Source organism: Bradyrhizobium sp. C9, from assembly GCF_002532045.1.
Taxonomy (GTDB): Bacteria; Pseudomonadota; Alphaproteobacteria; order Rhizobiales; family Xanthobacteraceae; genus Bradyrhizobium.
On sequence record NZ_NWTG01000010.1, the window covers coordinates 236,020 to 258,989 of the forward strand.

Sequence of the window (22,970 nt, forward strand, 5' to 3'; positions counted from 1 at the left end):
GACAGTTGGATGACAGAGCTAAGCAGCTGAAAACGCTTAGCTTTGAGTCGGCAACGGGGTCTTCGGCCGGGGAAAACAGGCGGTAAAAGTCGCGCCATTGTTCGGCACGCTCTCGATCAAAAGACGCCCGCGATGACGGTTAAGAATATGTTTCACCAGCGATAATCCGAGGCCGGTTCCGCCCTGGTTACGGCTGTCGCCGACGTCCACCCGGTAGAACCGTTCGGTCAGCCGCGGCAGGTGCTCCGGGGCGATGCCGGGGCCGAAATCCCGTACCATGACACGGATTTCAGGGCTCCCCTCGCCCGATGCGCCCGAAACGGTCTGATTGAGCGACACTATGACGCGGCCGCCCGAGGCGCCGTATTTGAGGGCGTTCTCGATCAGGTTCTCGAACAGGCGCAGCAGTTCCTCGCGGTCGCCGGCTATCGTGACCGGTGCCTGTGGCAGGTCGACGTCGATCTCGACTTGGCGCTCGCTGGCCAGTGCCTCGAGCCCGTCGGCCACCTGGCGGATGATCGGCACGATATCGATCGACGCCTCGGGCCGCACATGGGCCGACAGCTCGACCCGCGACAGCGAGAGCAGGTCATCGATCAGCCGCGCCATGCGGGTGGCCTGGGTGTGCATGATGCCGAGGAACCGCTCGCGCGCCCGCGCGTCCTCGCGCGCCGGGCCCTGCAGCGTGTCGATGAAGCCGGACAACGCGGCGAGCGGCGTGCGCAGCTCGTGGCTGGCATTGGCGACGAAGTCGGCACGCATCTCCTCGACCCGGCGCAGCGGCGTCAGGTCGTGGAAGGTCATCAGCATGCATTTCTCGGTGCCGCCGAACTGGGTCGGCACCGGGACCGGCGTGATCACCAGTTCCATCCAGCGATCGACCGGAACGTGGTCGCTATAGGTGGCGCGGCGCGGCTCGGTGGTCGCGATCGCCTCGCGCAATGCAGTGATAATCTCCGGCGAACGCAGGGCAAACTGCGCCAGCTCGTTCTTGCGCAGCGCCGGCGCGAGCTGGGCCGCGGCGGTGTTGAGATGAATGACGCGGCCGGCGCGGTCGAGCAGCACGGCCGGGTCCGGCATGCCGGCGACGACGGCGCTGACGGCGGTCGCCTCGACCGGATTGCCGTGGCGGACGTCCTCGCGCGAGGTGCCGGCATCATGCAGCCGCCATGGCACCAGCGCCGCGGCCGCGATGCAGACGAACACCGCGCAGGCGCGCACCAGCGACAACTCGCCGAGCGCGACCACGACGCTCAGCGCCAGCGCTGCGGCAAGCAGGATCAGCGCGGAATGGCGCAGGCGGTCGGGCCAGGGCGAGAAAATCGAATGCGGCGTATCGTCAATGGCCATCGCAGCGGCTTTCTTCCCGTCGGTTCATGTCTCGCCCAGGCGCGGTCATATCGACCTTCCCTCGGGAGGCATCGGGCCGCGTCATCAGACCCCTGAATCACCACGCTTGCGGACCAGAACCGCCTCATGATGCGGCTCAGCGCGGGGACCCGAATCAGTCTGCGGCAGCCGTTTGAGTCGGGCGCCGACGATAACCTCCCGAAACGTCAGCAAGATTACAGATATGACGAACGGCGCAATATAGTAGAGCAGCCGGAACAACAGCATACCGCCGAGCAGGTCCTCGCGGTCCATCTGCCAGAGGCCGACCAGCATGGCGGCGTCGAACACCCCGAGCCCGCCGGGGGAGTGGCTGGCGAAGCCGAGCAGGGTCGCCGACACGAAGATGACGGCGACCACGACGAAGCCGAGATTGGGCTCGTCCGGCACCAGCACGTACATCGCCAGCGCGCAGAAGCCGAGGTCGACGATGCCGATCGCGATCTGCAGCAGCGTCAGCGGGCCGCCCGGCAGGGTCACCGTCCAGGGACCGCGGCCGACCACCCGCGGCTGGGTCCAGACCCAGACCACATAGGCGACCAGCGCGATGATGATGCCGCACGCCAGGGTGCGGTTGAGCCAGGGCGGCAGTTGGTCGATGTTGGCGGCGGCTTCCGGATGATAGGCGATGCCGAGCCCGAGCACCGCGGCATTGCCGAGCCAGAAGGTCAGGCCGGCGAGAAAGCAGATCTTGGCGACGTCGATCGCGTTCAATCCCCAGGCCGAATAGATCCGGTAGCGCACCGCGCCGCCGGTGAAGACGCTGGCGCCGACATTGTGGCCGATCGAATAGGAGGTGAATGCCGCGAGCGCATTGATGCGATACGGCACGTGGGCGTGACCGATCGCGCGCACCGCGAACAGATCGTAGAAGGTCAGCGTGAAGTAGCCGGCTGCGACGAACAGTCCCGCCAGCGCGATTTGTCGCGGCTCGGTGCTCTTGATGGCCTCGAGCACCTCGTTGGTGTCGATGCCGCGCAGCATGTGATAGAGGACGTAGCAGGCGATGCCGATGACGGCGATGCTGATGACAACACCCAGCCGATGCAGGATTTGCTTCTGGCGCAGAAACGCCATCGCCCTGCGTATTGCTTCCAGCATCTAGACCTCGAATTGCGATCCCGCGACGACGGCTCCCGGGCGAACTCCGCCGGCGCTTCGCTGTGCCCTGACCCCTGTAGCGCGTTTTAAGCCGGAGTGGAATTCGTCAAACGACAATAAAACGCGCATCTTCAAGATATTAGGGATGATTCATGACAGCGGGTGCACAAATATGCGCGTTTCTCGCCACCTTCGACAAGACTTGACATCGACGTGCGGCAGTTAGCCCGCCGAACGCTGCGCAAGGCCATCCGGGAAACTACGGGGGCGAGAGCGACGCACGGCGTCCGCGCAGCGAAAATCGCCGCCGCATTGGTCATGCGACGGCGATGAGGCAGGCCTGCGTAGACTTTTATGCCCGTGCCGCAGCCACAGCGGTGACGATTTCGGCGGCATCGGGGAAATGCCCCTTCACGCGCTTGGCGATCACTTTGCCGTCAAGCTTGACCTCGAAGACGCCGCCCTTGCCGGGCACCAGCTCCGGATTGAGCCCGAGCCGTTCGCGCAGCAGCGCGGCGGCCTCCCTGGCGCGCTTCTCGTAGCCACAGGGACGGCAATAGATGATCGAGAGATCGGTCATGGCATGCTCTCCCATCCACTCATGCCGCGAGATGTTGCGCGTTGACGGCTTCGATGCCGGCGATCCACCCTGCAACCGAGCGACCGATCGCCTCCGGATGATCTTCCTGCAGATAATGCGCGCCCGCGCCGAGCTGGATGACCGCGCAATGCTGCAGCTTCGCCGCGAAATCCGCGGCGAAGGCCGGCGACACCAATGCTCCGGGAGACCCCGCGAACAGCAGCTTCGGATAGGTCGATGCCGCGAGCGCTGCGTGCGCCGTGGTGAGCGCCTGATCGACGTCGGCAGGTTCGCCTTCGATCGGCAACTCGCGCGGCAGCATCAAGGTCGGCTTGCGGCTCTCGCGCATCGCAAACGGCGCACGGTAGGCGGCCATCTCTTCCTCACTCAGCTTGCGCAGCATCCCGTTCGGAAGAACGCGCTCGATGAAGGCATTGCCTTCCAGAATCATCGCCTCGCCCACACCTTCAGTCCTGAACTTGCGAAAGGTTTCTTCGCGCACGCCGTGATCGGGGTCGAAATCGCTCCATGTCGACATCGGCCGGATGAATTCCATGAAGGCGAGCCCGCGCACGAGGTGCGGACGGCGCGCCGCGAGATGGAACGCGAGCGCGGTGCCCCAATCCTGGGCGACGAGATATGCCGAGCTGATGCCGAGTTCGTCGATCAGCGCATCGAGATAGTGCGCATGGTCGAAGAAGCGGTAGGCGATGTCGGGCTTGCCGGACTGGCCGTAGCCGATCAGGTCGGGCGCGATGCAGTGCCCGACCGGCGCCACCAGCGGCATGATGTTGCGCCAGATATAGGATGACGTCGGATTGCCGTGCAGGAACAGCACGTGCGGTGCGTCGCTGCGGCCGGTTTCGCGATAGGCCATCGTGGTCCCGAGCACCGGGCGATGATGCAGACTGATATCGACAGACATGGTCATGGCAACTCCTTGAACACGGTTTGGAAGGCGATCGTCTTGAAACGCTCGAGCGCGGCCGCGCTGCGCTCGACCTTCATGCGCAGCATCGCGCCCTGCCAGGATGCGAGCAGGAAATCGGCAAGCGCATCGGGATCGAAGTCGGACGCGATCTCGCGTTTGGCCTGGGCCTCAGCGATGCAGCCCGCGAACGGCGCACGCCATTCCCGGAAGATCTCGTCGAGCTGCTCGCGCAGCATCTCGCTCGAGCCCGACGCCTCGAGGCTGAAATCGCCGATCAGGCAGCCGCGCGTGAAGCCGTCATGCGCCAGCTTGCCGGTGATCAGATCGAGATAGCGCCGGAGCCTGTCGCGCGGCGGCAACGTCGTGTCGCCGAGCGCTTCGGCGACAAGGCCGCGCACATAGAGGAAGTAGCGGTCGAGCACTTCCGACGCGAACAGCTCCTTGGAGCGGAAATGGTTGGTGAACGAGCCCTGCGGGGCGCCAGCCGCGGCGGTGACGTCGCGCACGCTGGTGCCGTGATAGCCGGTCCGGAACATTTCCTTCAGGCCGGCGTCGAGGATGGCATCGCGGAGAGAGGGTTTTGGCATGGGCATCATTTAATACGTACGTACGTATTAGTGTCAAGCGGTAAAATGCATGCGGCTCGCCCTGCACTCGGCAACGTCGCTCGGATCTGTTGGATCAGGGGTTTGGGGTCAGCTCGCGGGCCTGCTGCGCGAGACTACCCAGTCACGCAGCCAAGAGCCGATCGCGCAGCCGACGAGATAGAGCGCGAACATGACCAGGAAGAGATCGAGCCAGTAGCCGAAACGGCCGGGCACGACCCGCGCAAACGATGCCGCGACCAGCGCGACGGCGAGCAACGCCAGCCAGCGGATCCACGCCTTCGAGACGCCCTGCGCCCGATGCACCACCGCAATCCAGCCCATGCCGAACCCAAGCAGTGCGGCGCCGAGCAGCCAACCCCAGAAGAATGTCGCGAGCACGGTCATCGCTACTTCACCACGAATTCGATGCGGCGGTTCTGCGCCTTGCCGTCTTCACTCTCGTTGCCGGCGAGCGGCTGCGTGCTGCCATAGCCGATCGACGTGAAGCGGTTGGCCGGCAGTCCGGCACGCACGAGATAGTCGACGACGGCCTGCGCGCGACGCTCCGACAAGGCCTGGTTGGCCGCCTCCTCACCGTCGCTGTCGGTGTGGCCGGCGACCTCGATCGTCGCATTGGGACAGCGCATCGCGGTCTCGATCAGGCGATCGAGCAGACCGGCGGAGTCAGGGACGATGTCGGCCTTGCCGGACTCGAAGCGGATCTTGCCCTTGGAGAGGATTTCGGAAAACAGCTGCTGACACACCGTCGGATCGACCGGCGCCGCCGCGGGCTTGACGGTGACCTCGGCCTTGTACTGCCAGCCCTGCGGAAAGTCCTTGCCGAGCCCGTCGCGGATCTGGCCGGCCGCGGCATCATAGAGCGCATCGCCCGACAGCTTCACCTCGCGGTCCGACACCACGAGGGTCCCCGTCGACAGCCGCGACAGCGCGCCGAGCGCGGGCACCACGGCCGCTGCAAAGCCTGACGGCGCGCCGAGGCTGGCCTTGAGATTGTCCACGACCTTCTCGCTGAAGAACTTGCGGCCGGCGGCGGCGACCAGCGCGGCATGCACGTTGTTGTCGGGCACGTAGCCGGTCAGCGTCAGCGTCACCGCGACCGGATCCTTGTAGGCCTGGAACACGTAAGGCGGCGCCTTGATGTCGTTGGCGGCGATCGAATAGCCTTCCGGCAGATTCTTCAGCGCCGCCGCGACCGCTTCGCGTCCGCCGAGCTCGCGCGCCATACCGGCAAGCGCAACCTTGTTGTCGGTCAGCGTGATCTTGCCTTCCTTCAGCTTGCCGATCTGGTCGAGCAGCAACAGCGCCGCCGGGTCGAACCGCGACGGCGCGCCGCGCGCGAGCGCCATCTGGTCCACCACCTCGACGCCGCCGAGACTGGCCTTCGCGGCCTCGGTCAGCTTGCTCTTGCTCGACGGCAGCGGCGCATTGCCGCCAAGCGTGACCCGCACCACGTCGCGTTCGGCGGACCACACAAAGGGCTTGGCTTCGGGAACGAGGCGGGTCTCGTCGTTGACCAGCCGCACGCCCGGCACGGCCTCGACCGACGCCACCGCGCTGAGACGGCCGTCCTCGGAGAAGGCATTGGCCGCAAAGGTCACGTCGCGGCCATCAACGCTGATGCGCCGCTTGTCGAGCACGGTGTCCTTGAGTGCGGCATTAGAGCGCGCAGCAAGATCCGCCTCGACCGTTCCCGTTGAGGTCCAGGCCGCGATGCCCCACAGGACGACCAGTGGAATCACCCCCGGCCACCACTTGCTACTCCACTTGAAAAGTCCGTGCATTCAGCGTCCTGCGGGTCTGGAACCAGAGAGAAAACAAACCCTTGGCTGACTGTCAAACCCCAAATCAAAGGCCGAATCAAAGACCATGGCAGGGGCGCCATATTGGATCGGGATAACAGTTTCTTCAGTGGTCTTTCGCTAAGTTCGCGGCGGAATGCAAATCGGCCAGTCCGTGCCCCTCATGAAACAACTCCGCAACACCGTGATCCGTGCCGGGATGGAGGCGTTGTATTTCTCGGGTGCGCACATCCTGCTGCGGCCGATCTTCGCCGGCGTCGGCGCCATCTTCATGCTGCATCACGTCCGCCCGCGGCGCGCCGACGCGTTCCAGCCCAACCATCATCTCGAGGTCACGCCGGACTTCCTGCGCGCGATGCTGACGCATCTGCGCGCGCTCGACGTCGATGTCGTCAGCATGGACGAGGCGCATCGCCGCCTCACCGAACGGAATTTCGCGCGGCGCTTCGCCTGCTTCACCTGCGACGACGGCTACCGCGACAACCGCGATTTCGCACTGCCTGTCATGCGCGAGTTCAACGCGCCGTTCACTGTCTTTGTCGCGAGCGATTTCGCCGAGGGCTGCGGCAAATTGTGGTGGATCGCGCTGGAGCGGATCATCGCGGCAGCGTCTGCGATCGAGGTGCCGATCGCCGGCGTCATGACGCGGATCGACACCGCGACGCCGCAAGCCAAGCGAGTTGCGTTCGGTCGCATGCACGACTGGCTGCGGTCACTGCCGGGCGAGCAGGAGATGCAGGCCGAGATCTCAGCGCTGTGCGTCCGCCACGGCGTCGACGAGGCCGGCATCGCGCGCGAGCTCTGCATGTCCTGGGACGAGCTGCGCGGCTTTGCCGACGACCCGCTGGTCACCATCGGCGCCCACACCATCACCCATTGCAATCTCGCCAAGCAGAGCGAGACCGTCGCATCGTTCGAGCTCGCCGCCAGCCGGGCGCGGATCGAGGACGCGCTGCAGCGGCAAATCGCGCATCTCGCCTATCCCTATGGCGACCGGATCGCGGCCGGGCAGCGCGAATTCGCGCTCGCCAAATCGATCGGCTTCCGGACCGCGGTGACGACACGGCCGGGCATGCTGTTTCCCGAAAGCGCCGACCACCTGACGGCGTTGCAGCGGGTCTCGCTGAACGGCAATTACCAGGACGCGCGCCTCTTGCCGGTGCTGACATCAGGCGCCGCCACCGCGGTGTGGAACGGCTTTCGCCGCATCGACGCGGCGTAATCCCCGCTGCCCTCTCCCCTTGTGGGAGAGGATGCTCAGCTTCCTTGACTCGATCCCCGGCCGCGCCCAGAACCATCGGCAACGCAATGGAGGAGCGCATGTTCAAGGATCTGTTCTCACTGAAGGGCCGCGTCGCACTGGTGACCGGGGGATCGCGCGGCATCGGCAAGATGATCGCGGCCGGCTTCCTCGCGCAGGGCGCCGCGAAGGTCTACATCACCGCGCGCAAGGCCGGTCCCTGCGAGGCCACCGCCCAGGAGCTCACCGCCGCCTACGACGGCGAATGCATCGCGCTGCCGATCGACATCTCGACCGTCGAGGGCTGCGACAAGCTCGCAAGCGAGATCATCAAGCGCGAGCCGAAGCTCGACATCCTGGTCAACAATGCCGGCGCAGCATGGGGCGCCGACTTCGACGAATTCCCGGAGAGCGGCTGGGACAAGGTGATGAACCTCAACGTCAAGTCGATCTTCTTCCTGACCAAGGCGCTGGCCAAGCCGCTGCGCGCCGCAGCCTCTCCTGACAAGCCCGGCAAGGTGATCAACATCGCCTCGATCGACGGCATCTTCGTCAACCCGATGGAGACCTACTCCTATGCCGCGAGCAAGGCCGCGGTGATCCATTTGACGCGCCGGATGGCGACCCGCCTGATCAAGGATAACATCAACGTCACCGCGATCGCGCCCGGCGCGTTCAAGTCGGACATGAACCGCGCCGCGCGCGATCACGCCGACGAAGTCGCACAACGCGTTCCGTCGCGGCGCGTGGGCAGCGACGAAGACATGGCGGGCACTGCGATCTATCTCGCCTCGCGCGCCGGCGACTATGTGGTGGGCAACACCATCGCGGTCGATGGCGGCGTGGTCTACGCGACCGCGGGACTGGAGATCGCGGGATAGGCGACCGCGCTCCTGACGCCCATCAGAGCATCACTGGTCACAAAGGGCGCCTCGCCAGCAGCGGAGCGCCTTTTTCCCACACCTCCAGTTAGCTCCATCTGAAGCACGCCTCGGGACCTCACACACGCAATGATGTGAACTTCTGGTTCACGTCACTCACGCGGGACTTCACAGGGGGCTCCGTCAAAGCGGACGCGCGCAGCATGGATATCCGAATAGCGACGGTCGGCCCAATCGATGAGGCTCGCCATCGGGTCCAGCAAGGATTGGCCTAGCGGGGAAAGGCGATATTCAACGCTCGGCGGCTTGGTCGGAAAGACATGGCGGGTGATCAGTCCGTCGCGCTCCAGGTCGCGCAGCGTCTGGGTGAGCATGCGTTTCGAGATATCGCGGATAGCTCGGCGAAGCTCGCCGAAGCGCTGCGGTCGCGTCGCGAGCGTCATGATCATGAGAATGCTCCACTTGTCGCCGATGCAGTCGAGCACGTCGCGCACCGGGCAATGCACAGGCTCTACAGATTGGGCGTCGTCCGATTGATATCGGCTGAAGCGCTCGATCGCGCTCAATGCGTCGCCCATGCTGGTCCCCTTTTCCTGTCCTGGTTACAAAAAACTGCCTCCTTACGGTGCAGGCCCGAGGTCTCTATGTGAGACCTACCCTAGAATATAGGCCATTTAGCACCCGGAGAATACGCATGTTTCTAGTCACTGGAATCACAGGAAAAGTCGGCGGCGCAGCGGCCAGGCATCTGTTGGCGCAAGGCAAGAAAGTACGCGCGCTGGTTCGCGACCGCGCCAAGGCGGCAAGCTGGGCGGAACAGGGCGTGGAACTGGTGGACGGCGACTGGAACGACACGGCTGCCATCGAGCGGGCGCTCGCGAGCGTCGACGGCGCCTATGTCATGTTGCCAGCCGTCTGGGCTCCCTCGCCGGACTTCAGGGAAGCCAAGGGCATCATCGCGAACTATGTCGAGGCGCTGGCCAAGGCCGCACCGCCGCGGGTCGTCGGGCTCTCGTCGATGGGGGCGAACAGAACCAGCGGGCTGGGGATGATCACGGCCCTGTCGTTGCTGGAGCAAGGCCTTCGCAAACTGACATCGCCGATCGCCTTCGTGCGCGCCGGCGGCTTTTTCGAAAACTTCCTTTACGGCCTGCACGTCGCCCAGGGCGGCACGCTCCCCGTCTACTACAACCCGACCAACCGGAAATCGACCATGGTCGCGACGAACGACATCGGTGCCGAGGTGGCGGCGCTGCTGGCGGGGCCGGCGTGGTCGGGGCATCGCGTCATCGAACTTGGTTCGATGATCAGTGCGGATGAAGTCGCAGCGCAACTGGGCGATGTCATGCAGCGCGAAGTCAGGGCCTTCGCCGTCCCGCGGGCCGAGTGGCCGGCGGCATTCGAGCAGTCCGGCATCCCGAAGGGCCAAACCGGACCGGCTGAAGCGGTGTTCGACGCCGTCAACGCGGGCTGGATGGACCTCGGCGTAGCGGGCACGGAGCGCGTCGCCGGCACAACGCTTCCCCGCGATGTCTTCGCGGCGGCCCAGATGGCCGCCACGACTTAGGTCCGCGGATCAGCGACGAGATGCGACTTTCGGACCCCGTTCCGGAAATTCGCATCTCCTCCTGAATGAATGCGTCGTGGCCGGCCATCTCGCCGCGACGCCCTGATCAGAAAGGGATGGACAAATGTCAAAGATTTCCTGGCGCCAGGTCTCGGCCTTGGCGCTTGCAGCTTTCTTCGTCGTGGGATCGCTCAGCAATATCTTCGCCCCTGGGTCAATCTACGAAGAATATCTGCGGTGGGGATACCCATACTGGTTTCACTTCGTAACCGGATCGCTCGAACTCACGACCGCCGTTCTGCTGGCGCGGGCACGGACGCGGCTGTGGGGCTCGGCGCTCGGCTGCACCGTGATGTTGGCAGCGCTCGCGACCGTCACGTTCCACGGCGAATACGGGCACGGCGTGGCGCCGCTTGTCGTGGCAACACTATCGATAGTCGTCGGCTGGATTACCTCGTCGAAGCGGCTCCTCGGCTCGGCATGACTGTCGCTACTGAAGGCCGCGGGAATGTCCGCGTGCGCGCGTTCACGGGTGACAATCTCGACATCAGGGCTTTTACACCGCCGCGTCCAAACGGCGAGGAGCCACCCCCTATTCGCCGTTCAAAGGCCCGATGCGAACGCGTCGACGAGCCGATCGAAGGCGTCGGCTCTTTCCCATTGCGTAGCGTGGCCGGCGCCGTCAACCACCTGAACCTCGCCGCGCCATAGCGTCGGCGCGGGCAGGCGTTGCAGATAGCCGAGATCGACCATCTGCTCTTCGCTGCCGTGCACGATGGCCAGCGGAATCCCGAGGCCGCGCACGATCTCGACCTCATCCGCGAAGCGGCCGGCCTGCACGCTGGCGCCGAGATAGCCGCGCGCACTGCCATCGGTGCGGCGAAAATCGCTGTCGACGAACGCGGGCTGCGGCGCATAGTCGGGCGCGAAGAGTGTTTTCAGCCAGGCTTCGATCGCGGCATCATCAGGCGCCGGCGTGAAGGTGGTGGCCGACAGTCCCTTGAACCCGGAAAATCCCTCCGGCGTCTTGGCGATCGGCGGCGTGCCGAAAATCATCAGCCCGGCCGCCATCGGCAAAGAGGGGGCTGCGTTGAGCACAGCATGTCCACCGAGGCTCCAGCCCACCACCACGGCGTCCTTCAGGCCGAGCTCCTTTGCGGCCGCCGCGATGCAGCCGGCATAGCCTGCACCCGAATAACCGTGCTCCGGATCGGGCGCAGGCGACGAGTTGCCATGGCCGGGAAGGTCGATCGAGATCAGCCGGTATTTGGTGCCAAGCGGCCCCTGGAGTTGCTTCTGCCAAATCCGCGATGACGACGAATTGCCGTGGACGAGCAGGATGTCGCGGCCGGTGCCCGCGCTCTCGAAGCCCGCGATCGTCTGCTCACCGAACTGGAGCTTGAACGGACGCAGGGTCGGCCCCGGAAAGATCTCTTCGCTCATGATGGCCCCGCATGTGTTGAATCTGCCTGATCTCCGCGCGAAGGCATCGCGCTTGTCAAGCCGGGAAACCCCAAGGCTTCATCGCGCGCGCGAACGCACGTCTCAACAAAGAAAAGGGGCAAGCCAGGACCTTCTCGGCTTACCCCTTTTCGGCCCCTCCGGGAGGAGAGGAACTGCTGGCAGAAACTCAGCTCTCGATTCTCACATATTCGAAATCGCCGGGCTTGTTGTCGATGCCGACCTTGGGCGCCGAGATCCAGGAGGCGAACTCGCCGGGTTCGGTCACCGGCTTCATCAGCGAAGCGATGAAGTCGCCGTCCGCGGTCGACGGCAGCCAGTCGTTCTTGCGCTTCGCCCAGGTGGCGTCGTCAATCAAGAGACCGTCGGGCGTCGCGTGGATGTCCTTGAATTCGCCGATCTGGCGGTGGAAGGCGGTGTTCGGCACCGTGAGCTTGTAGTCGATGCCAGCGGTGGAGATCACCTTGTTCCAGCGCAGCATGCCCTTGACGCAATCCTGCGTGTAGTCGTCGCGCAGCCGCATGTTGAGCGCGGTCAGCGCCGGCTCGTCGACCATCTTGATCTGGCCGTCCACCATCTTCATGACCGGATAGGTCGAGCTCTTGAGCTGGTGATCGTCCTCGATCGTGGTTTCCTTGTAGCGGCCCTTGATGCCGGCGTTGAAGGCATTCGCCGCGTTGGTAGAGACTTCGGAGCCGAACAAATCGAGCGACAGCGAATAGTGCAGGTTCAGCTTCTTCTGGATGGTCGGAAGATCGATCACGCCGAGCGCGCGGACCTTGGCGATGTCGTTCGGATCGGTAATGCCGGCTTCGGTCATCGCATCACACGTGCGCTGCACGACGCGCGTGATGCCGGTCTCGCCGACGAACATGTGATGGGCTTCCTCGGTCAGCATGAAGCGGCAGGTGCGCGACAGCGGATCGAAGCCCGACTGCGCCAGCGAGTGCAGCTGCATCTTGCCGTCGCGGTCGGTGAAGTAGGTGAACATGAAGAACGATAGCCAGTCCGGCGTCGCCTCGTTGAAGGCGCCGAGCATGCGCGGGCTATCCGCATCGCCCGAGCGGCGGCGCAGCAAGTCGTCGGCCTCCTCGCGGCCGTCGCGGCCGAAATACTTCTGCAACAGGTAGACCATCGCCCAGAGATGGCGGCCTTCCTCGACATTGACCTGGAACAGATTGCGCATGTCGTAGAGCGAGGGCGCGGTCTTGCCGAGATGGCGCTGCTGCTCGACCGAGGCCGGCTCGGTGTCGCCCTGGATCACGATCAAACGCCGCAGCATGGCGCGATGCTCGCCGGGGACTTCCTGCCAGGCCGGCTTGCCGTAGTCTTCACCGAACGGAATGACCCGGTTCTCTTCCTGCGGTGCAAGCAGGATGCCCCAGCGATATTCGGGCATCCGCACATAGTCGAACTTGGCCCAGCCGCGCGGATCGACCGAGTAGGCGGTGCGCAGATAGACCAGCGACTCCTGGAAGCCGTCCGGCCCCATGTCCTTCCACCAGTCCATGTAACCGGGGTGCCAGCCTTCCAGGGCTTTGAGCACCTGGCGGTCTTCGGCGAGATTCACGTTGTTCGGAATCTTGGTCGAGTAATCGACGTTCATGATGTTCATGTTCATGGCCGTGCTCCCTTAAACTCGCGTCATGTCGAATTGCGCCTTCTGGCCGGTGCCGTAGCGGCGCAGCGCGCCGTCTTCACCGACCGCGTTGGGCCGCTGGAAGATCCAGTTCTGCCACGCGGTGAGGCGCGAGAAGATCTTCGATTCCATCGTCTCGGGACCGACGAAGCGCAGATTGGCTTCCATGCCGGTGAGACCGTCGGGCGAGAAGGAAGTGCGCTCCTCGAAGAACACGCGGACCTCGTCGTCCCAGTCGATGTCGTCGAGCGCGAAGGTGACGAGGCCGAGCTCCTCGGCCTCCTCCGCATCGAGCGCCTTGCCGATCGCGCCTTGCGCGCGCTCCAGATCCATCGGGTCGGCCTGGAAGCGCGATTGCAGCCGGGTCAGGCCATGGCTCATCGGATATGGCCCGAAATTCATCGCAGTCAGTTCGATCGCCGGCGGCGGGCGGTTGTCGCCCTGCTTCTGGCCGATCAGCATGTAAGAGCGGTCGGCGGCGAACACGAGCTCGGCGAGCGTGCCGACAAAGCATGAGCCGGGCTCGACCAGCGTCACCAGCGTGCGCGAGGTGACGTCGATGCGCTTGAGCACGCGCTTCCAGTAATGCCTGACCTCGTTGACCAGCCAGTGCGCCTTGTTGGCCTCCAGGAACGCGTCATAGGACACGACATTGGCGCGGTCGCCATGGCTCTTGAACACCAGCATCGCGATCTCGAGCTCGTTGATGCGCAGATGCAGGATCGCATCGTCGAGTTCGCGGGCCACCTGCAGCGGCCAGAACGCAGCACCCTGCCCGATCATGCCGTCGATGTCGGCGGGGCTTGCGGCTTCCGGCGCCTTGATCGAGATGGTGGCGATGCGCGCCGCGCGATCGATGTCGACGCTGACGAAGCCGTAGCGGATCGCGCTGTCGTCGATGGTGCGCGTCAGCGGCGCCAGCGCGATGCCACGGCCCTCGCCGTTGCGCTTCGACTTCGCGGCGAATTCCTTGACGCGCTCGGCCAGCTTGCCCTCGAGCTTGGAATTCGGCGCGATCTCGTCGACCAGCCGCCACTGCACCGCGCGCTTGCCCTTGATGCCTTCCTCGATGGTGCAGAAGAAATCGGCGTGGTCGCGGCGCACCTTGCGCTTGTCGACGACGCGCGTGAGGCCGCCGGTGCCCGGCAGCACCGCGAGCAGCGGCACTTCCGGCAACGCGACTGCGGCGGCGCCGTCGTCGGCCATCATGATGTGGTCGGTCGCGAGCGCCAGCTCATAGCCGCCGCCGGCCGCGGTGCCGTTGACGACGGTGATGAAGCTCTGGCCGGAATTCTCGCTGGAATCCTCGAGGCCATTGCGGGTCTCGTTGGTGAACTTGCAGAAGTTGACCTTGTGCGCGTGGGTCGAGCCCGCCAGCATCCGGATGTTGGCGCCGGCGCAGAACACGCGGTTCTTGCCCGAGCGCATCACCACGACCTTCACCTCGGGATGCTCGAAGCGCAGCCGCTGCACGGCGTCGGCAAGCTCGATGTCGACGCCGAGATCGTAGGAGTTGAGCTTGAGCTGATAGCCCTCGAACAGGCCGGCGTTCTCGTCGACGTCCATGGTCAGCGTCGCGACGTCGCCGGCGATGTCGAGCTTCCAGTGCCGGTAGCGCGACGGGTTGGTCTGGAAGTCGATGTACTTCGCCCCGCCTGCAAGGACGCGATCGTCACCAGCCATGGGCCACCCTTATCTGTTGTTCGTTTGAAGGTTCGTTGTCGAGGTCTTCATGCAAAATAGTGCATGTTTTTGATCTCGTCTAGTTCAAAACGCAAAAACATGCATTTTGTTTCATGTTCGGGAATTCGCCCATTAGGCCAATGGCCTGGCACCGGCACCAAAAGTCAGGCCGCCAGCGCCGGGTCGTCGCGCAGCGCCGCTTTGGCGAATTCGGTGACCGCGTCCAGGGTCACCGCGGGCGCCTCGCGATGCGGCGAATGGCCGGCACCTGGGATGGCCGCGACGTCGACCGGGCAGTAGCACTCGTCCTGGGCGATCTCGACCTGGCGCATCGTGCCGTATTGATCCTCCGCGCCCTGCACGATCAGCACGGGCACACGGATATAGGCGAGATACTCCGAGATATCCCAGTCGCGGAATGCCGGATCGAGCCAGGCGTCGTTCCAGCCGCGGAAGGTATTGTCGACATCCTTGTGCCAGCGCGTCAGTTTCTCTTTCAGATTGGTGGTCTCATACGCCGTCTTGATCTCGGCGATCGACTTCACCGAGATGTCCTCAACGATGAAGTGCGGCGCGAGCAGCGCCAGGCCATGCAGGCGATGATCCTGATGCGCGCCGGCATAGATCGCCGCGATCGACGCGCCGTCGGAGTGGCCGACCAAGAGGCCGCGGCGGAAGCCGATCCGGTCGAGCAGCTTCGGCAGCACGTCGAGCGCTTCGCGATGCATGTAGTCGACTGGGCGCGGCAGCTTCGCCGGCGACGAAGCGCCATAGCCCGCGCGCGAATAGGCAAACACGCCGGCGCCGGTCGCCGCTTGCAGCTTGTCAGGGAAGTCGCCCCACAGCCCGACGCAGCCGAGACCTTCATGCAGCATCACGAGGGTCGGCGCCGTCTCGGGTGACGGACCGATCATCCGGTATTCGAGATCGGTGCCGTCGATGCTGAGGAAGCCTGTGGGGTTTAGGTTTTGCATGATCGCATCTTCCTCACTCGTCGTCCCGGCGAAGGCCGGGACCCATAACCACAGGCGATAGTTGTTACGCAAAAGCCGTTGAACAGCGTCTCTCAAAACGAAGGCCGCGGCGTATGGGTCCCGGCCCCCGTGCGCAATTGCGCACTAGGCTGGGACGACGCCTGGAAACACTACTGCGCACCGTCGCGCAACTTGAACCGCTGGATCTTGCCGGTCGCGGTCTTCGGCAGATTGTCGACCACATCGATCCAGCGCGGATATTTCCACGGCCCGATCTTCTGCTTGACGTGCTCCTTCAGCGCTTCATGCAGACCGTCGGCCGAGCTCTCGGGCCGCAGCACCACATAGGCCTTCGGCTTCAAGAGCCCTTCCGGATCGGCCTCCGGCACGACCGCCGCTTCCAGCACCGCGGGATGGGTGATCAGCGCGCTCTCGACCTCGAACGGCGAGACCCAGATGCCGGACACCTTGAACATGTCGTCGGCGCGGCCACAGAAGGTGTAACGGCCGTCAGCATCGCGCGTGTACTTGTCGCCGGTGCGGGTCCACGCCCCTTCGAAAGTGGCGCGGCTCTTGGCGCGCTGATTCCAGTAGCTCTCGCCGGCCGAGGGCGCATCGACCAGCAGTTCGCCGACCTCACCGTCCGCAACGTCGGCCCCGAGCTCGTTGACCAGCCGCACCTTGTAGCCCGGCACCGGACGCCCCGAGGAGCCGTATTTGATGTCGCCGGGCGCATTGGACAGGAAGATGTGCAGCAGCTCGGTCGAACCGACGCCGTCGAGGATGTCGACGCCGAACCGCGCGCGCCAGGCATTGCCAACCGATTCCGGCAGCGCCTCGCCGGCCGAGGTGCAGACCCGCAGGCGGTCGCCGCCGGACTGCGCCTTGGTCGCCTCGTCGTTCAGCATCGCCGCGAACAGGGTCGGCACGCCGAAGAAGATGCTGGGATGATATTTGTTCAGCAGCGCGAACATCACCGCCGGCGTCGGACGCTCCGAATTCAGGATGGTCGTTGCGCCGACCGACATCGGGAAGGTCAGCGCATTGCCGAGCCCATAGGCGAAGAACAGCTTTGCCGCCGACAGCCCGACGTCATCCTCGCGGATCCCCAGCACCTGCTTCGCATAAGTCTCCGCCGTCGCCGCCAGATTGGAATGCAGATGGCGCACGCCCTTCGGCATGCCGGTCGAGCCCGACGAATAGAGCCAGAACGCCGGCTCATCGGCATGGGTCGGCGCGGTCGCGAACACGTCGCCCTCGCGCGCGATCTCGTCCGACAGTCTCTTGTGGCCGTGCGCATCCTTGCCGGAGACCACGACATGCTCGAGGTCGGGCATGCGCGCGATGATGTCCTTGACGACCGGCAGCAGCGTTTCGGAGACGAACAGCACGCGCGCGCGACAGTCGCCAAGGATGTAGGCGTATTGCTCCGCGGTCAGCAGCGTGTTGAGCGGCACCGGCACCACGCCGGCTCGGATCGCGCCGAGAAACACGATCGGGAAGTCGACCGTATCGAGCATGATCATGGCGACCCGCTCCTCGCGGCGGACGCCGAGCCGGCGCAGCATGTTGCCGACCCGCCGGGTCTGCTGCTGCAACTGGCCATAGGTGATTTGCGAGACCGTATCGTCGAACACGACCTTGGCGCCGCGGCCCTCGTCGACATTGCGGTCGAGCAGCCAGGTGACTGCATTGTAGGTCATGGCCCGCTCCTCAGGCACAGGCGCGACGCGCCTGCCCTCTCCCGTCAATTTAAGAATTATAATTCATACAAAGCCACCAGATTGGCTTGCTGTCAATCCTCATCGGCACTATGTTTCCTAGACCATTGGACCTGATTCAGTCAGGACCGCGCGTCGCACGGGGATCATGACCGAAGCCAACGATCCGGAAACCGACTTCCTCGAACAGCTCGGGCAGCGGGTGCGCACCATGCGCGCGCTCCGCGGCATGTCGCGCAAGGTGCTCGCCAAGGTCTCCGGCATTTCCGAACGCTACATCGCCCAGCTCGAAAGCGGCAAAGGCAATGTCTCGATCGTGCTGCTGCGCCGTGTCGCAGGCGCGATGGGCGCGCATCTCGAGGACCTGATCCCCTCGAGCGAGCCGATCCCGGATTGGGCCGTGATCCGCGACCTGCTCCGCAAGGCGTCGCCGAACCAGATCGCGCAGGCCAGGGACATGCTCGCCGGCAGCAGCCCGCTGGCGCCGCGCGGCGCCTCGTTCTCCGGCATCGCGCTGATCGGCCTGCGCGGCGCCGGCAAGACCACGCTCGGGCGGATGCTGGCGAAGAAGATCGGCTGGAGCTTCGTCGAGCTCAATAAGGAGATCGAGGCGCAGAACGGCCTCTCGGTCGCCGAGATCATCGCGCTATACGGCCAGGAAGGCTTCCGCCGCATGGAGCAGGCCGCACTGACGCAATTGCTCGCGCGCAAGGAATTGATGGTGCTCGCGACCGGCGGCGGCATCGTCTCCGAGGCGCTGACCTTCGACCTGATCCTGTCGTCATTCTACACGATCTGGTTGAAGGCCGAGCCGGAAGAGCACATGGCCCGCGTCCGCCGCCAGGGCGATCTGCGGCCGATGGCCGACGACCGCTCGGCGATGGCCGAACTGCGCAACATCCTGGTCAGCCGCGAACCGCTCTATGCGCGCGCATCCGCGGTGGTCGACACAGCAGGGCTTTCGGTCGATGCGGCCGCGGCGCGGCTGATCGATTCCGTGCGGCCGGTGCTGCAGAACGAAGCGCGCTCGTTCGGCTTGCGCAGCGTGGCGCTTTAGGCGCGCTGGAGCCACGACCCGTATCGATTGCTTCGCAAGCGACTTTCAGCGAATAATCGCGCATGAAGTTGCTGTTCCTCCATGGTTCGCCCGCCACGGGTAAACTCACGGTCGCCAAGGCACTGCTCGGGATGGTGCCGGGACGGCTGATGGACAATCACGCTGCGATCGATTTCGCACGGACGATTTTCGACTTCGATGCGCCCGGATTCTGGGAGCTTGTCCATCACGTCAGGTATTCGGCCATCGACGCTGCGGCTGAGCACGGCGTCCCGCTCCTGGTGACAACCTTCTGTTACGCCGAGCCTGAAGATCGTGAACAGTTCCTCAAATTCGAGGAGATCGTACGACGTCGAGGCGGCGAGTTGCTCCCAATATTCCTGCATTGCTCAAGGGAAGAGGCACTACGCAGGGTCGGCAATCCCGATCGGATTGAGCGGCGAAAGATGACGTCAGCTGAAAGCCTGAGCAAATTTCTCGACAGCTACGACTTCGCGGCCGTACCGCGACCCGATTGCCTCAAGCTCGACACGGGGAAGGCCCCGGCCGAAGTCACCGCCCTGAGCATCATCAGCCATTTCGCCCTCACAGCAGCATCGATTTGACTGAGGTTGCCGCCTCGCGCAGCAGCGGCAGGAAACGGTCGATCAATTCCTTGGCCGGCACGCGATCGACATGCGCGCCCATGTTGATCGCGGCGACGATGGTGCCGTCGTAGCGGCGCACCGGCACCGAGATGGAACGGAAATGCGGTTCGGCCTCGCGATCGACCAGCGAGTAACCCTGCGCGCGATCGGCGATGATGGTGGCGAGCAGTTTTTTCGGATCGGTCGTGGTCTGCGGCGTCACCGGATCGCGGCGCATCGCCTTCAGCCGCGCCGCCAGTTCCTCATCGCCGAGCCGGCCGAGCATCGCGCGGCCGACTGACGTGCAGAACGCCGGCAGCCGGTAGCCGATATCGAGACCGGCGGAGAACACCCGCGTCGGGCTTGAGCGCGCCACGAACACGACGTCGTCGCCATCGAGCAGCGCGAGCGAACTGATCTCCTGCGCTGCGGTCGCGATGCGGTCGAGCACAGGCTGCAGCACCGTCACCACCTGGTTGGATTGCAGGAAGGAGCCCGCCAGCGTCAGCACATGCGGCGTCAGCGTGAACAGCTTGCCGTCGGTCGAAACGAAGCCGCCATGCGCGAGCGTGAACAGGATGCGGCGCGCGGTGGCGCGCGGCAGTTCGGCGGCGCGTGCCAGATCGCTCAAGGTTGCAGGACCCGAGACGGTGCCGAACACCTGCAACAGGCGCAGGCCGCGGTCGAGCGCCTCGACGAAGTCGGTGGCGCGCTCGTCCTGGTCGGTCCGTTTCAGCTTGGGCATGGCGTTTTAAGTTGGGGTGCGACTTTGAACGGTTCAAAAATTGCGCTTGCTGTCCAAAACAGACATGGCATAATTCGCACATTCGTTCAATAGGCGAACAAATCCAAATTCGGGAGACGCCGCCATGATGAGCCAGGAAGCGAACGATCTGATCACCCGCACCGGGCGTAAGGACCCCTGCGGCAAGCTGATGCGGATGTACTGGCAGCCGGCGGCGCTGGTCGATGAACTGGAAGGGCCGCGCCCGGTTCGGCCGGTGCGGCTGCTCGGCGAGAACCTGGTGCTGTTCCGCGGCGAGGACGGCAGCTACGGCCTGATCGATCGCCACTGCGCGCATCGCGGCGCTGACCTCGCCTTCGGCCGGCTCGAGAATGGCGGGCTGCGCTGTGCCTTCCACGGCTGGCTGTTCGACACGTCAGGCCAGTGCATCGAGACGCCGGCCGAGCCCGCCGGCTCGCAGCTCTGCAAGGGCATCAAGCAGCGCTCCTATCCTGTGGTCGAGAAGAGCGGCATCCTGTGGGCCTATCTCGGCGAAGGCGCCCCGCCGGCGTTTCCGGAGCTCGACTGCTTCGTCGCACCCGGCAGCCATAAGTTCGCGTTCAAGGGCCACATGAACTGCAACTGGCTGCAGGCGCTCGAGGTCGGCATCGATCCGGCGCACGCCTCCTTCCTGCATCGCTTCTTCGAGGACGAGGACACCTCGGCGGCCTATGGCAAGCAGTTCCGCGGCGCCTCGGCCGGCAGCGACATGCCGATGACGAAAATCCTGCGCGAATATGATCGGCCGATCATCAATGTCGAGCACACCGAATACGGCCTGCGCCTGATCGCGCTGCGCCAGCTCGACGCGGAGCGCACCCATGTGCGCGTCACCAACCAGCTGTTCCCGCACGGCTTCGTGATTCCGATGTCGACCGAGATGACGATCACGCAGTGGCACGTGCCGGTCGATGACGAGAACTGCTACTGGTATGCGATCTTCACCAGCTACGCGGCGCCGGTCGACAAGCAGAAGATGCGCGACCAGCGGCTCGAGCTCTATACGCTGCCCGACTACAAGTCGCGCAGGAACCGGAGCAACGATTACGGCTTCGATCCGCACGAGCAGGCGACCGAGACCTATACCGGCATGGGCAGCGACATCAACGTCCACGACCAGTGGGCGGTGGAATCGATGGGCGCGATCCAGGATCGCACCAACGAGCATCTCGGCCAGAGCGACAAGGCGATCGTGCAATATCGCCGGCTGCTGCGGCAGGAGATCGAGAAGGTCGGCGGCGGCGAGAGGCCGATGCTGTTTCTCGACGACGCCTCGGCGCGCAGCATCCAGGGCCCCGCGACGATGGACGGCATCGGGCCGACGCTGGGCTGGGAGCTCTACTGGATGGAGGTTGACGTCAAGCGCCGCCGCGGCGCGCCGTGGGCCGCGCCCGTGCCGCGCGAGATTGCCGGCAAGGTGCATCATCTGACGGCTGCCGAGTGATGGCTGCTTTCGCGCAGCGTTCAGACAAGGAGTGACGCGGTGAGCTTCGTCGAGCGTCACGGCCTGTGGTCGGATGAGCAGAAGGAGGCCGCAACCCGCCTCCGCCGCATCGTCGAGGAGAAGAACCTCGAGGTTATCCGCCTGTCGTTCCCCGACCAGCACGGCATCCTGCGCGGCAAGACCTTGATCGCGAGCGAAGCCGTGCGCGCGCTGGAGGGCGGCTGCTCGATCACCACGACGATGCTGGCCAAGGACACCTCACACAAGACGGTGTTTCCGGTGTTCACGGCAGGCGGCGGCTTCGGCATGAAGGAGATGGAGGGCGCGGCCGACGTGCTGATGGTCGCCGATCCCACCACGTTCCGTGTGCTGCCCTGGGCGGAGAACACCGGCTGGCTGCTCTGCGACCTCTATTTCAGCGACGGACGGCCGGTGCCGTTCGCGACCCGCAACCTCTATCGCAAGGTGCTCGATCAGCTCGCAGGCCGCGGCTACGATTTCGTCGCCGGCCTCGAGGTCGAATTCCATCTGTTCAAGCTCGACGACGCCCACATGGCGCCGGAGGATGCCGGCCAGCCCGGCCGGCCGCCGTCGGTCAGCCTGCTATCGCACGGCTATCAGTACCTCACCGAACAGCGCTACGATCAGATGGAGCCGGCGCTCGAGATCATCCGCCGCGACATCATCGCGCTCGGTTTGCCGTTGCGCACGGTCGAGGTCGAGTTCGGTCCGAGCCAGTGCGAATTCACTTTCGTGCCGACCACCGGGCTCGTGCCCGCCGACATCATGGTGCTGTTTCGTTCGGCGGTGAAGCAGATCGCGCGCCGCCACGGCTACCACGCGACCTTCATGTGCCGGCCGAAACTGCCGAACGTGTTCGCCTCGGGCTGGCACCTGCACCAGTCGCTGGTGTCGCACGGCAATGGCGAGAACGCCTTCATGGCCAAAGAGAGCGGCGAGCCGCTCAGCCCGCTCGGCCGCGCCTGGCTGGCTGGCCTGATCGAGCACGCCCGCGCCTCAACCGTGTTCACGACGCCCACCATCAACGGCTACAAGCGCTATCGCTCCTATTCGCTGGCCCCCGATCGCGCGATCTGGGGCCGCGACAACCGTGGCGTGATGATCCGCGTGCTCGGCGGCGCGAATGATCCGGCAACCCGGCTGGAGAACCGGATCGGCGAGCCGGCCGCCAATCCCTATCTCTACATGGCTTCGCAAATTCTTTCCGGCCTCGACGGCGTCGACCGCAAGCTCGATCCCGGCCCGTCCGCCGACACGCCCTACGAGACCAAGGCTGCGCTGCTGCCGAAGTCACTGCGCGAAGCCGTGTTCGCGCTTCAAGACGATCCGTTCTTCCGCGGGGCGTTGGGACCTGAGTTCGTCGACTATTACGTGTTCATCAAGAACGCGGAGATCGAACGTTTCCAGTCCGAAGTGTCGGACTGGGAGCAGCGCGAATATTTCGAGATGTTTTGACGGCCCGCT

At 64.8% G+C, this 22,970-nt stretch carries 22 protein-coding genes; 8 read left to right on the top strand and 14 right to left on the bottom strand.

Features of this window, described 5'->3' with window-relative positions; genetic code table 11:
- Positions 1–36: 36 nt before the first annotated feature.
- The 7 genes from CO675_RS21445 to CO675_RS21475 form a co-directional block, all read right to left on the bottom strand.
- On the bottom strand, positions 37–1,350 hold the full coding sequence (locus CO675_RS21445) for an ATP-binding protein (RefSeq protein WP_097673840.1): 1,314 nt from the start codon (positions 1,348–1,350) through the stop codon (positions 37–39).
- A gap of 84 nt (positions 1,351–1,434) precedes the next feature.
- Positions 1,435–2,490: a putative bifunctional lysylphosphatidylglycerol flippase/synthetase gene (locus CO675_RS21450; protein WP_245452840.1), complete on the bottom strand. Its 1,056-nt coding sequence runs from the start codon at positions 2,488–2,490 to the stop codon at positions 1,435–1,437.
- A 352-nt stretch (positions 2,491–2,842) separates the two neighbouring features.
- Positions 2,843–3,070, bottom strand: coding sequence for a SelT/SelW/SelH family protein (locus tag CO675_RS21455; protein ID WP_097673899.1), 228 nt, complete (start codon positions 3,068–3,070; stop codon positions 2,843–2,845).
- 19 nt (positions 3,071–3,089) lie between these two features.
- Entirely contained in the window at positions 3,090–4,001 is a 912-nt protein-coding gene (locus CO675_RS21460; RefSeq protein ID WP_097673842.1) for a haloalkane dehalogenase, read from the bottom strand.
- Positions 3,998–4,588 carry a TetR/AcrR family transcriptional regulator gene (locus CO675_RS21465; protein WP_198964685.1) on the bottom strand — a complete coding sequence of 197 codons (591 nt, stop codon included), beginning with the start codon at positions 4,586–4,588 and terminating at the stop codon, positions 3,998–4,000. Before CO675_RS21465 ends, CO675_RS21460 begins: the two co-directional genes overlap by 4 nt.
- Before the next feature lie 108 nt (positions 4,589–4,696).
- The gene (locus CO675_RS21470) at positions 4,697–4,993 is read right to left on the bottom strand and encodes a hypothetical protein (protein WP_097673844.1); all 297 of its coding nucleotides are present in this window, start codon (positions 4,991–4,993) and stop codon (positions 4,697–4,699) included.
- 2 nt (positions 4,994–4,995) lie between these two features.
- The gene (locus CO675_RS21475; RefSeq protein WP_097673845.1) at positions 4,996–6,390 is read right to left on the bottom strand and encodes an OmpA family protein; all 1,395 of its coding nucleotides are present in this window, start codon (positions 6,388–6,390) and stop codon (positions 4,996–4,998) included.
- 181 nt (positions 6,391–6,571) lie between these two features.
- On the opposite strand from CO675_RS21475, the gene CO675_RS21480 reads away from it, so the two are divergent.
- Both CO675_RS21480 and CO675_RS21485 read left to right on the top strand, forming a co-directional pair.
- The gene (locus tag CO675_RS21480) at positions 6,572–7,630 is read left to right on the top strand and encodes a polysaccharide deacetylase family protein (RefSeq protein WP_097673846.1); all 1,059 of its coding nucleotides are present in this window, start codon (positions 6,572–6,574) and stop codon (positions 7,628–7,630) included.
- A gap of 98 nt (positions 7,631–7,728) precedes the next feature.
- Positions 7,729–8,529 carry an SDR family NAD(P)-dependent oxidoreductase gene (locus CO675_RS21485; protein ID WP_097673900.1) on the top strand — a complete coding sequence of 267 codons (801 nt, stop codon included), beginning with the start codon at positions 7,729–7,731 and terminating at the stop codon, positions 8,527–8,529.
- A 152-nt stretch (positions 8,530–8,681) separates the two neighbouring features.
- Here the strand turns inward: CO675_RS21485 and CO675_RS21490 are convergent, their stop codons facing one another.
- Positions 8,682–9,107 carry a winged helix-turn-helix transcriptional regulator gene (locus CO675_RS21490; protein WP_097673847.1) on the bottom strand — a complete coding sequence of 142 codons (426 nt, stop codon included), beginning with the start codon at positions 9,105–9,107 and terminating at the stop codon, positions 8,682–8,684.
- Positions 9,108–9,223: 116 nt separating this feature from the next.
- Here CO675_RS21490 and CO675_RS21495 point away from each other — a divergent pair, with 116 nt between their 5' ends.
- Together CO675_RS21495 and CO675_RS21500 are read left to right on the top strand one after the other, a co-directional pair.
- Positions 9,224–10,096 (top strand): NmrA family NAD(P)-binding protein, encoded by an 873-nt coding sequence (locus CO675_RS21495; RefSeq protein ID WP_097673848.1) that lies wholly within the window; start codon positions 9,224–9,226, stop codon positions 10,094–10,096.
- A gap of 124 nt (positions 10,097–10,220) precedes the next feature.
- Positions 10,221–10,580 carry a DoxX family protein gene (locus tag CO675_RS21500; RefSeq protein ID WP_097673849.1) on the top strand — a complete coding sequence of 120 codons (360 nt, stop codon included), beginning with the start codon at positions 10,221–10,223 and terminating at the stop codon, positions 10,578–10,580.
- Between the two features lie 119 nt (positions 10,581–10,699).
- Here CO675_RS21500 and CO675_RS21505 read toward each other — a convergent pair whose 3' ends face one another.
- The 5 genes from CO675_RS21505 to CO675_RS21525 all read right to left on the bottom strand — a co-directional run bounded on the left by CO675_RS21505 (position 10,700) and on the right by CO675_RS21525 (position 17,556).
- Positions 10,700–11,539 carry an alpha/beta fold hydrolase gene (locus tag CO675_RS21505; RefSeq protein WP_097673850.1) on the bottom strand — a complete coding sequence of 280 codons (840 nt, stop codon included), beginning with the start codon at positions 11,537–11,539 and terminating at the stop codon, positions 10,700–10,702.
- Positions 11,540–11,726: 187 nt separating this feature from the next.
- The gene (gene boxB / locus CO675_RS21510; protein ID WP_097673851.1) at positions 11,727–13,178 is read right to left on the bottom strand and encodes a benzoyl-CoA 2,3-epoxidase subunit BoxB; all 1,452 of its coding nucleotides are present in this window, start codon (positions 13,176–13,178) and stop codon (positions 11,727–11,729) included.
- 12 nt (positions 13,179–13,190) lie between these two features.
- On the bottom strand, positions 13,191–14,879 hold the full coding sequence (gene boxC / locus CO675_RS21515; RefSeq protein ID WP_097673852.1) for a 2,3-epoxybenzoyl-CoA dihydrolase: 1,689 nt from the start codon (positions 14,877–14,879) through the stop codon (positions 13,191–13,193).
- 164 nt (positions 14,880–15,043) lie between these two features.
- The gene (locus CO675_RS21520) at positions 15,044–15,853 is read right to left on the bottom strand and encodes an alpha/beta fold hydrolase (protein ID WP_097673853.1); all 810 of its coding nucleotides are present in this window, start codon (positions 15,851–15,853) and stop codon (positions 15,044–15,046) included.
- 170 nt (positions 15,854–16,023) lie between these two features.
- A complete protein-coding gene (locus tag CO675_RS21525; RefSeq protein ID WP_097673854.1) occupies positions 16,024–17,556 on the bottom strand; it encodes a benzoate-CoA ligase family protein in 1,533 nt (510 codons plus the stop codon).
- 124 nt (positions 17,557–17,680) lie between these two features.
- Here CO675_RS21525 and CO675_RS21530 point away from each other — a divergent pair, with 124 nt between their 5' ends.
- Both CO675_RS21530 and CO675_RS21535 read left to right on the top strand, forming a co-directional pair.
- Positions 17,681–18,631: a helix-turn-helix transcriptional regulator gene (locus tag CO675_RS21530; RefSeq protein ID WP_283808115.1), complete on the top strand. Its 951-nt coding sequence runs from the start codon at positions 17,681–17,683 to the stop codon at positions 18,629–18,631.
- Positions 18,632–18,693: 62 nt separating this feature from the next.
- On the top strand, positions 18,694–19,236 hold the full coding sequence (locus CO675_RS21535) for a P-loop nucleotide/nucleoside kinase family protein (protein WP_097673856.1): 543 nt from the start codon (positions 18,694–18,696) through the stop codon (positions 19,234–19,236).
- Here the strand turns inward: CO675_RS21535 and CO675_RS21540 are convergent.
- Entirely contained in the window at positions 19,217–20,002 is a 786-nt protein-coding gene (locus CO675_RS21540) for an IclR family transcriptional regulator domain-containing protein (RefSeq protein ID WP_097673857.1), read from the bottom strand. The two genes, CO675_RS21535 and CO675_RS21540, sit on opposite strands and share 20 nt — an antisense overlap.
- A 124-nt stretch (positions 20,003–20,126) precedes the next feature.
- Between CO675_RS21540 and CO675_RS21545 the strand changes: the two genes are divergently transcribed.
- Both CO675_RS21545 and CO675_RS21550 read left to right on the top strand, forming a co-directional pair.
- Positions 20,127–21,485 carry an aromatic ring-hydroxylating dioxygenase subunit alpha gene (locus CO675_RS21545; RefSeq protein WP_097673858.1) on the top strand — a complete coding sequence of 453 codons (1,359 nt, stop codon included), beginning with the start codon at positions 20,127–20,129 and terminating at the stop codon, positions 21,483–21,485.
- A 39-nt stretch (positions 21,486–21,524) separates the two neighbouring features.
- The gene (locus CO675_RS21550) at positions 21,525–22,961 is read left to right on the top strand and encodes a glutamine synthetase family protein (protein WP_097673859.1); all 1,437 of its coding nucleotides are present in this window, start codon (positions 21,525–21,527) and stop codon (positions 22,959–22,961) included.
- Positions 22,962–22,970: the final 9 nt, after the last annotated feature.